Source organism: Paenibacillus ginsengihumi DSM 21568, assembly GCF_000380965.1.
Classification (GTDB): domain Bacteria; phylum Bacillota; class Bacilli; order Paenibacillales; family NBRC-103111; genus Paenibacillus_G; species Paenibacillus_G ginsengihumi.
Map to the genome: position 1 here is coordinate 41,216 of NZ_KB905582.1, position 9,760 is coordinate 50,975.

Sequence of the window (9,760 nt, forward strand, 5' to 3'; positions counted from 1 at the left end):
TGCAAAGGTTGCCAACACCTTTAATCATGCGCTTCGCACAGCACCCCACGATGGGGTGCTTTGTTGCATAAAGCGGCGCTCTAGTGCGTATGCTCCGGGCGCCGAGACGAGAAAGGGGCTACTTGACACAATGAATGTAAAGCAACAACTGGCCGAATTGCTGGCCGAACGGCTGGAGGGCGTTACGGCGGAGCAGCTGGCCGAGACGATCGAATATCCGCCTAATCCGCAAATGGGCGATTTGTCGCTGCCCTGCTTCAAGCTGAGCAAGCTGCTGCGCAAATCGCCGCAGGCGATTGCCGAAGGACTGGCCGGCGAATGGAGCGCGCATCCACTGTTCTCACGGATCGAGGCGGTGAACGGGTACTTCAACGTCTTTCTGGAGCCAGGCGCGTTCATCGGCAGTGTGCTGGGCGAGGTTCTCTCGCAGAAGGACAGCTACGGCTCGCAAAATATCGGGCAGGGCCGCAGCATCGTCATCGATTTCTCCTCGCCGAACATCGCCAAGACGTTCCACATCGGACACCTGCGGTCGACGGTGATCGGCAACGCTCTTTATAACATTTTTCAGTTCCTGGGATACCGCTGTGTCGGGGTCAATCATCTTGGCGACTGGGGCACACAGTTCGGCAAGCTGATCGTCGCCTATAAGCTGTGGGGCGATAAGGCTGCGGTTGAAGCCGACGGTATCGCGGAGCTGCAGCGAATTTACGTCAAGTTCCATGACGAGGCGGAAGCGAAGCCGGAGCTGGAGGACGAAGCCCGCTCCTGGTTCGTCCGGCTGGAGCAGGGCGACGAGGAAGCGTTGGCGCTGTGGCGTTGGTTCGTCGATATCAGCCTGAAGGAATTTCACAAGATGTACGACCTGCTCGGGGTCAAATTCGATTCGTACGCCGGCGAAAGCTTCTATAATGACAAGATGGCCGCCGTGCTGGACGAGCTGAAGGAGAAGCAGCTGCTGGAAGAGGACGACGGCGCGTTGCTCGTCCGGCTCGACGATTACGATATGCCGCCGGCGCTGATGGTGAAGAAGGACGGAGGCACGCTGTACCATACGCGCGACGTGACGGCGGCCATTTACCGCAAAAACACGTATGATTTTGAAAAAGCGATCTACGTGACGGACGCCGGGCAGAGCCTGCATTTTAACCAATGGTTCAAGGTCATCGAGCTGATGGGCTACGACTGGGCGAAGCAGCTCGTGCACGTGCCGTTCGGCAAGGTCAGCCTCGAAGGGGCGAAGCTGTCTACCCGCAAGGGCAATGTCATCAATCTGGAGGAGCTGCTGACCAAGGCGATTGAGAAGACGCGCGAAATCATCGACGAGAAAAATCCGGACATGCCGAACAAGGATGAGGTCGCCCGCAAGGTCGGCGTCGGGGCGATCATTTTCAACGATCTGAGCAACAACCGGATTAAAAATATCGTCTTCTCCTGGGACGAAGCGCTGAACTTCGATGGCGAGACGGGTCCGTACGTGCAATACACGCACGCCCGAGCCTGCAGCGTCCTGCGCAAGGCAGGCATCAGCACTTCCGAGGGGCTCGGCTTCGGCATCGAGCAGGTGGACGCCGGCCTGCTGGCCAACGAGGAAGCGTTCGCCGCGGTGAAGGAGATCTACCTGTTCCGCGAGCGGGTAGAGCAGGCGATGTACAAGCTGGAGCCGTCCATCATCAGCCGCTATCTGGTCGACCTGGCGCAAGCGTTCAACCGCTTCTATCACGAATGCTCGATCCTGAACGTGGAGGACGAGGCGCTGCGCAAAGCGCGGCTTACGCTTGTCAAAGGCGTGCAGCAGACGCTGAAGAACGGCCTCGCCCTGATCGGTCTGGAAGCGCCTGAGCAAATTTAATGCACGCCCGGGCCCGGCCCAAATGGTTTTGGTATACGCTATAGCAGTGCGATTGGCAGAAGCGACGTATTCCCTTGATGAGGGATGCGTCGCTTTTGATCGTTACAGAAAGTTAATTTCGCTAAAGCATTAAAGCGAAGTGCGACTTTCTGTACAAGGAAAAACGACCGCTGAACCGCGGTTGCTCCAGCGCGCCGGAGCCCGTCCCCGGGCGTCAGGTTGCATCCAGCGCGGATGAGTGCCAGCCGCGTTCTACGCGCTGGACCGTCGCCGGCTCGCCAACCGCTCCCTGCGCGCCGGGGCCCGTCCCCGGGGCGTCAGTCGCATCCAGCGCGGACGGGTCCTGGGCCCGGGTCGCCATCCGCGCCCAGCGTGCCGGAGCCCGTCCCCGGGCGTCAGTTTGCATCCAGCGCGGATGAGTGCCAGCCGCGTTCTACGCGCTGGACCGTCGCCGGCCCGCCAACCGCTCCCTGCGCGCCGGGTTCCTCTCCGGCTCATCGTCCGCCTCCCTCGTTCGGCAGCCCTACTACTCGCAATGGCATTCCACGATCTCGTTCGTATAGATCGCTCACATGTTGCAGTAAGTACAACATTTTTGCCCAATTCGATGGGGGGCTAGCATGATTGTTGTATTTCGTGCAAAATTTTGGGCCGTTTGCAGCAGATGTGGAAGTTTTTTGCTAAAATTGCTGCACTTTTTACAACTTTTCGCGGCAAACTGGCGGTTTTTCTCCAAAATGTTGTATAAAGTGCAGTATTTTCTTGATCACAGCTGGTTGTATCGCTTTCGGCAGCGTTTGAATTGGGGCGTATTGGTGCAAACTGGTATCAGAGGTGACCATTATGGCCAAAACGGAGGATTTCGTCAAATATGTGACGGTGCAGATTGTCAAATATATCGACACCCCTAAAGAAGTGCGCAGGCAGCACCGGGCAATCCGCAGGGAGATGAGGGAGCATTGGAGCGTGCGCTGGTTCGGGATGGTGCCGCTTTCGCTATCGATCTGGTTCGGACGGCTGCGAGAGGGTATGTGGGGTTGGCGGCGGTCCGGCGTCGGCCACGACGCGGCAGACAAGCTGGAGACAGACAAAGCCGGAATAAAAAGGCCTGAGGCATACAAGGACGGAGTAAACCAGCTGGACAGAACAAAGCCGGAATAAATAGGCTTGGAGCAGACAAAGCCGGAGTAAACCAACTGGACAGAACAAAGCTGGAATAAATAGGCTTGAGGCATACAAGGACGGAGTAAACAAGTTAGACAGACAAAGCCGGAGTAAACCAGTCGGACCAGACAAGGCCGGAGCAAACAGGCTTGAACCGGGCAAAGGCGCAGCTAACAAGCTCAAGCCAATAAACATGGGGCACACGCTATCCTGATCATTCGAGCCATTCCGTCGGCGAATGCTCCGTATCGAAGGGGCGATCGACGACGGGGGGCATCGCCCTTCACAGGCGCCTAAACTGGAGCGGACGAACACCGGAACGAGCAAAACGGGTGTGGAACAAGCAGCCCCAACAGCCCCAGTAGGCCAAATAGCCGTAGAAAAAAAGGAAAAGCTTCTCCCCCTGCCAGAGCGAGGCGCTACAGCCGCGTTACGGCAAGGAGCGGGGAAGCTTTTCTATATAGGAAAGAGAGAGAGGAGAAAAACCTAAGGGAAAAATGCGCCGGATTCCTGCAGCAGCGAGAACGGGATGAACCGGTCGTCGTCCTGCTGTACCCGGATAAATGCCTCGCCTCCGGACCAAACCTGGTAGCCGGTTACGGGAAAAGGCACCATAATGCGCTTGCCGAACGGTTCAGTCGTCACGACGACGCGCTGGCCTTCCGCCAGCCACTCCTTAAGCGTGTCGAAGGGCGGGGCAGCGGGAGGCGTCTTGCCCACCCAGGACAACCGTCCGTATACGTCGAACGGAGGGAGTTGTTCGCTTGCCGTTATTGTATGAGCCGGCTGGACGTTGGTGAACGGTTTCACCAGTCCTGCAAGGGGTGGCATCGGGTTAGGATGGGCGATGCCGATGGAGTCCAGCGGCAGCTGCTCGCCTGTTTTGGCGTCAATATAGACGATCCCGGGGACCTGCTGATCTCGGGCGGTGACCTGCCAAACCGCATGCAGCGGGTCCAGATACAGACGCTCAAGCGTATAATCCGATGAGATAAGTTCCAGCTGCACCAAGGAGCGGTACAGCGTCTGCAGGCTGAACAGCGGGTACGGGCCCAAGCCGTATTCCGTAAGCCGGTACGTATCCGGGCCTGCGGCGTGGACGACCATGTATCCGATCTCTTGTCCGCCTGACTGGAGCAAAATGATCCATCCGTGCGTTCCCGGACCGAGCGGCTGGCTTGTCCAGCTCGCTTGCCGCCAAGACTCGAAGCCCGCCTGGGCCGCTACATGTTCGATGAACTGGTTCACCGCTTCGGCCAGCCTGGGAGCCTGCACGTCGGGCTGTCTGGATTCGGGGAGCTTCTGCTGCACCGCTCTAATGTCTGCGGAGACCGGCTCTTCAAGCGCCGTTCCCGTTGCTGGACAAAGTCCGAGCAGCATGCCGCCGATGATCGCGACGGCGAGCCCCAGCTTCGATGTGTTCATGAATTCACCGCCTGCGTGGAATGAATGCACATTCAGCACTATGCGGATGTCGGTGCGAATATGCCTTTATTTTAATAGATATGTTTTGAAAAGATTGTTAGAACCTGTAGCCTGTCTGCAAAAACTTTTCCCGAAAATGCGCGGAGATGGCGCGGCATTCGTCAAGGCTCTCACCCGTTCGCGCTGGAAAGGTGAAACAAACCGCAATTGATGGCGGATATTTGCACCCGCGGCCGGTACTGCCATTCGATCTCTTCGCGGCGGCCGGTATATTGCGCCTCAATCTCCGCTTTCTGCTCGCTGCTTGCTGCCTTTAGCAGCGGCTCGTAATAGCTGCTGACGCGATTCAGCTCTTCCTCCAGGCGAAGCTGCGCTTCCTCGGCCCAGCGGTGATCGTACGTCTTCAGCTTGCGCTCCACATGCTCCTCCAGATACAGCAGGGCGCGGGGGAGCGTGATGCGGTCGGGCGTCACGTAGATATGGGCGGGAAGTCGCGGCGTCAGCGTCTTGGCGCTCAGCCAGTCGTGAACGTTCTCGCGGATTTCGGTTGTGCCCATATGGATGCCGAGCGAGTGGATCTCGCTTTTTTTCATGTCGCAGACGAGCTCGACCTTGAAGTTGACGACGAACCAGGTCTCGTAAGGCACCGTTTGGCTGGCCTTCGGCGATTCAGGCTTGTACGCCTCGAACAGCCGGACGTAACGGCCTTTGCTGCGGGCGGCGGCGAACATTTGCTCGAGCCGGCGGCTGCCGAAGGTGACTTCATCGCGGGGCACCCGCGCCGTGAAGGAGGTCGGCACGAAGCCGAAATAGCGGCCGAGGATGCTGTCGCCCTGCGGCGCAGCGCTGGCTCCGGCAGCCGCCGGGCTGCCCGCCGCCGCTGCGCCGTCCGCGGCGCCTGGCTGCTGCGCGCCGCCGGCTGTCGGCGCGGCGCTTGCGGCTGGCGCAGCTTCCGCGGTCGGCGCAGCTGACGCGCCCTGCGGCATCGCGCCGCCGGGCCCCGCTGCCGCCGCCGAAGCGGCGTCCCGCTGCGCGCCGCCGGCTGCCGCTGCGCCGCCAGAATGCGGCGCGGCTGCCCCGGCTGGGCTCGGCTGCGCCGTCCCGCCGCCCGCCTGGGCAGCTGCGCCGGGGGCCGGCGGGCCGCTCGGCCCGGGCGCGGCCGTGCTGACGGCGCCGTACGGCCCCGGCTGCGGCGGGTGCAGCTCGCGGTATGCGTCCGGGTCGAAGATGAACGTGCACGTCATCGTTTCGGCCGGTGCGCCTGTCCGTTCGACGAAGCTCCAGTAATACGGGCGGTTCGTCAGCTCCTTGTCGGCGGAAGGCGACAGCTTGACGGTGACGTAAGCCGGATGCTTCTCCAGTACGTCGCACTGCTCGGCCTCCAGATACCGCAGGACGAATGCCCGGATCTGCTCGGTATTCATGTTCCGGGGGACACCTCCTGAACGATTTCGCCGCTGCCGTCCAGAAGCGATTCGAGCCGGGCAGCCTCGCGCGTTTCCTCTTCAAGCTCGCTGCGCGCCTGGGCGAACGTGCGGCCAAGCTCGTCGAGCTGGCTGCGAATATCGTCGTCGCTTTTGGACGAGAGCAGCAGCTTGGCGATATGGGATTCCAGGCTGGTCTTCTTCTCGATCCGCTCCAGGATCGTATCCAGCTCGCCGATGACCATCTCGAACATGTTGATTTTTTCATGCAGCAGCGAGACGATGTGCTCCTCGATCGTGCCGAGCGTCGACAGGTTGTATATTTTGACGTCCTGCTGCTGGCCGAGTCGGTGCACCCGGCCGATCCGCTGCTCGACGCGCATCGGATTCCACGGCAGATCGAAGTTGATCATATGGTGGCAAAACTGCAGGTTGATGCCTTCGCCGCCGGCTTCGGTGGCGACAAGCACCTGCGCCCGGTTGCGGAACAGGTCCATCATCCAGTCCTTCTTGCCCCGGTTCATCCCGCCGCGGTACGGCACAGCCGAAATGCCGTGCTCCTTCAAATACTGCAGCAAATACTCCTGCGAGGCGCGGTATTCCGTGAAAATGATCGTCTTGTCGCCGATTTCCTGCAGCAGCTCGATCACCTTCTCCGCCTTGGTGTTGGCTTTGATGCCGCGGATCAGCTCGACGAGCTCCCAAATTTTCGGCCGGAGCGGCGAATCCTCGGCCGTCTTCTTGAACAGGTTCACCAGCGTAATGAATACGGCGTCCCGGCTGGAGCAGACCTCGCGCTGCAGCGTTACCATGGACAGCACGCTGCTGATGTCGCCCCCGGATTCCTCGTAGCGTCCTTTGACGAACTGGGTCACCCCGTCGTAGAGCGCTTGTTCTTCGGGGGAGAGCGTAAGCGGAATGTTGCGCACGATGCGCTTGGTGAAGCTGACGCCGCCGTCGCTGCGGCGGTTGCGGATCATCACCTTGGACAGCTCCTGCTGAAGCTGCTCCTCGTTCTTCGGGATGCGCTTGCCGACGACATAATTCGCCTGAAAGCTGCCCTGGGCTCCGAGCTGGCCGGGCTTGAGCAGCGTGATCAGATTGTACAGCTCCTTCAGATCGTTCTGGACCGGCGTCGCCGTCAGCAGCAGGCAATATTTTTTGCGCAGGTCGCTAACGAATTTGTAATTGGTCGTTTTTTTGTTTTTCAGCTTGTGGGCCTCGTCGATGATCAGCATGTCGTACTCGAGCCCGAGCACGATATCGCGGTGCGGATCGCGCTTCGCCGTATCCATGGAAGCGACGACGATATCGCTTTGCACCCACATATACTCCTTCTTTTGGGCGACTGCCGGGATGCCGAATTTCTGGTTCAGCTCGCGCACCCACTGCAGCACCAGCGAAGCGGGCACGAGGATCAGCACCTTTTTGACCAGACCGCGGATCATGTATTCCTTCAAAATCAGCCCGGCCTCGATCGTCTTGCCGAGCCCGACCTCGTCGGCGAGAATGGCCCGCCCGCGCATTTCGGTCAGCACCTTTTTGGCCGTATCGATCTGATGGGCCATCGGCACCAGCTGGGGGAGATGCGCCAGGCACTGCAGCTCGTCGAACTCACGGATCAATGTCGAGCTTTCGGCCTCGTATGCGAGCCGATACATCGTCCAATCGTCCCAGGGGCCGTTCCTCAGCGCGCGGGCGTGCAGCTCCTCGAACCATTCCCTGTCAAAATGAAGCTGGACATGCCGGTTCAATGTTTTGATGTGCTCGTTTCGCTCTTGTTGTTGCATCCGGCTCCACCCTTTCCCGTCATCTCGGAAGTGTTAAATATCAGTATGGACGAAAAAGGGCGCTTTCAAACGGCTCCGGAGCAGCCAGAAACGAGGTGCGGCAGCATCTCGGGCGCAATCGGATTGCCTCCGGAGGCTGCTTCATCTATAATGAGAGATAGGAGAACAGGCGGCCCCCGGCAACGGGACTCGCCTTTTTTTCTTCGGATCAGGGCGCAGGAGGGGGAGATGACGATGGAACAGCAATGGCGTTTTCTTGCTTCGGGGCTTTGTTCCCCGGCTTACAATATGGCGGTGGACGAGGCGATTTTGACCGCGCACAGCGAGGGGAAGGCGCCGCCGACCGTCCGCTTTTACGGCTGGCAGCCGGCAACGCTGTCGGTCGGGTATTTTCAGAAGGCGCGCGAGGAGATTGACTTCGCGGCGCTGGAGCGCGAAGGCATCGGCTTCGTTCGCCGGCCTACCGGAGGCCGGGCGGTGCTGCATGACCGCGAGCTGACGTATAGCATCATCGTCTCGGAGCAGTATCCCGGCATTCCGCGCAGCGTGACCGAGGCGTACCGGGTGCTCAGCGTCGGCCTGCTTCACGGCTTCCGCAGGCTGGGGCTGGACGCGCGAATGGTGCAGCTCGACACCGGCGAGGAGAAGGCCCAATACGCCTCGCTCGGCTCGGCCGCCTGCTTCGATTCGCCGTCGTGGTATGAGCTCGTCGTCGAAGGCCGCAAAATCGCCGGCAGCGCGCAAACTCGGGCCAAGGGCGTCGTGCTGCAGCACGGCTCGATCCTGCTCGAGCTGGACGCCGAGCAGTTGTTTCGCCTGCTGCGCTTCTCGAGCGAGCGCGTCCGCGACCGGATGATGCAGCAGTTTTTGCGCAAGGCGGTGGCGATCAACGACTTGCGCCGGGGGCTCGGTCTTGAGCCTGTGGAGATGGCGGAGACCGAGGCGGCGTTCCGCGCCGGTATCGCCGAAGGGCTGGAAGCGGGGCTCGAGGAAGGGGAACTGACCCCGTACGAGGCCGAGCTGGCGGACAAGCTGATGCGGGAAAAATACGATAACGAGGAATGGAACATGAGAAGATGACCTGCGGGCCGTCTTCTTTTTTTGCGCTGCGCTGCTTGCGGCTCAAAACCATGTTCGGAGAACGTCCGGCCTTTCGGATTACGTAAGAGAGTCCGCAAATGTTGTATTTTGTACAACAAAAATGAGGGGATAATCCGCCAATGCGGCTCAATGTTGCACTTTGTGCAACATTTTGGGGATTTTCCTATGTGAAGAAACGTTCCCCGCGTTAAAAAAGGGTTGAATCGGGCGGAATTTGATATATTTTAGTACACTGCGAAAACCTTCCTAGTCTTCTTGCATCAAGTGCTGGCAGCATATCCAACAGGCACGATCACCATGGTGTTAGATAACGCTCGAATTCACCATGCCAAGTGCTTCAGCCGTTTTGGCGGAACATCCACGACTGACCTTTGTGTGGTCCCGCCGCCCTACAGTCCACAACTCAATCTTGTAGAGGGACTCTGGAAATGGCTGAAATCAGATGTGATTAACAATGTGTTCTACTACAGGTCGCGGACATCCGCCGCCATGTGCACGAGTTCATGACGTCCATCATGAAGAAGCCGATGGAGATCATTGATCGTTTATGTGTTCGAATGGAATCAGATGACGTATGGGAAGGTTTCTAGTTCAACTTATATAGCACCTCATATGAAGTGAAATACTAACTATTTTATGGTCCGAGCTGGCATAGGAATAGAGAAGCGTATCCCTTTCCTCCGACTGTACGACATTTGAGAACGATATTGTTACCAAACAAACTTGATAAACTTTCAACATGAATTCGGAATGTAGCCTAGCCAAAATCTGAGAGATTCACGTTGTGACAAGGCATTTTCGTCATAAAAAGTTGCCAATTTTTTTGCAAAATAAACAGGACACTGCAAGCCTCTTGTCAAAGGTTAAACCACCACGAATAACCAACGAGAGGAAGTGTCCCTAGCAACATGGTACCACAAGCAACGAACCATGCGCCAGAACGAAAATCACGCCGCGAACGCCGAATTGAAATTCTTGCGGAGCGTCGCCGAATCAAGCAGATC

At 58.7% G+C, this 9,760-nt stretch carries 6 protein-coding genes and 1 pseudogene; 4 read left to right on the top strand and 3 right to left on the bottom strand.

What is annotated here, in order from left to right:
- Positions 1-130: 130 nt before the first annotated feature.
- Both argS and F591_RS28300 read left to right on the top strand, forming a co-directional pair.
- Positions 131-1,852 carry an arginine--tRNA ligase gene (gene argS / locus F591_RS0116940; protein WP_019535814.1) on the top strand — a complete coding sequence of 574 codons (1,722 nt, stop codon included), beginning with the start codon at positions 131-133 and terminating at the stop codon, positions 1,850-1,852.
- Between the two features lie 843 nt (positions 1,853-2,695).
- The gene (locus F591_RS28300) at positions 2,696-3,013 is read left to right on the top strand and encodes a YqzE family protein (protein ID WP_019535815.1); all 318 of its coding nucleotides are present in this window, start codon (positions 2,696-2,698) and stop codon (positions 3,011-3,013) included.
- A 489-nt stretch (positions 3,014-3,502) separates the two neighbouring features.
- Here the strand turns inward: F591_RS28300 and F591_RS28305 are convergent, their stop codons facing one another.
- The 3 genes from F591_RS28305 to F591_RS0116960 all read right to left on the bottom strand — a co-directional run bounded on the left by F591_RS28305 (position 3,503) and on the right by F591_RS0116960 (position 7,655).
- A complete protein-coding gene (locus F591_RS28305) occupies positions 3,503-4,441 on the bottom strand; it encodes a hypothetical protein (protein WP_019535816.1) in 939 nt (312 codons plus the stop codon).
- A gap of 170 nt (positions 4,442-4,611) precedes the next feature.
- Positions 4,612-5,865: a YqhG family protein gene (locus F591_RS0116955; protein WP_019535817.1), complete on the bottom strand. Its 1,254-nt coding sequence runs from the start codon at positions 5,863-5,865 to the stop codon at positions 4,612-4,614.
- A complete protein-coding gene (locus tag F591_RS0116960) occupies positions 5,862-7,655 on the bottom strand; it encodes a DEAD/DEAH box helicase (protein ID WP_019535818.1) in 1,794 nt (597 codons plus the stop codon). The genes F591_RS0116955 and F591_RS0116960 overlap by 4 nt, the downstream gene beginning before the upstream one ends.
- Positions 7,656-7,883: 228 nt before the next feature.
- Here F591_RS0116960 and F591_RS0116965 point away from each other — a divergent pair, with 228 nt between their 5' ends.
- Together F591_RS0116965 and F591_RS30525 are read left to right on the top strand one after the other, a co-directional pair.
- On the top strand, positions 7,884-8,735 hold the full coding sequence (locus F591_RS0116965) for a lipoate--protein ligase family protein (RefSeq protein WP_019535819.1): 852 nt from the start codon (positions 7,884-7,886) through the stop codon (positions 8,733-8,735).
- 249 nt (positions 8,736-8,984) lie between these two features.
- A pseudogene (locus F591_RS30525) lies at positions 8,985-9,346 on the top strand (transposase); the annotation flags it as partial.
- Positions 9,347-9,760 lie beyond the last annotated feature (414 nt).

Excerpts from the sequence above, each read along its gene's own strand:
- F591_RS0116960 (WP_019535818.1), bottom strand. The coding sequence starts at position 7,655 with ATGCAACAACAAGAGCGAAACGAGCACATCAAAACATTGAACCGGCAT.
- F591_RS0116965 (WP_019535819.1), top strand. The coding sequence starts at position 7,884 with ATGACGATGGAACAGCAATGGCGTTTTCTTGCTTCGGGGCTTTGTTCC.
- F591_RS28300 (WP_019535815.1), top strand. The coding sequence starts at position 2,696 with ATGGCCAAAACGGAGGATTTCGTCAAATATGTGACGGTGCAGATTGTC.
- argS (WP_019535814.1), top strand. The coding sequence starts at position 131 with ATGAATGTAAAGCAACAACTGGCCGAATTGCTGGCCGAACGGCTGGAG.
- F591_RS28305 (WP_019535816.1), bottom strand. The coding sequence starts at position 4,441 with ATGAACACATCGAAGCTGGGGCTCGCCGTCGCGATCATCGGCGGCATG.
- F591_RS0116955 (WP_019535817.1), bottom strand. The coding sequence starts at position 5,865 with ATGAATACCGAGCAGATCCGGGCATTCGTCCTGCGGTATCTGGAGGCC.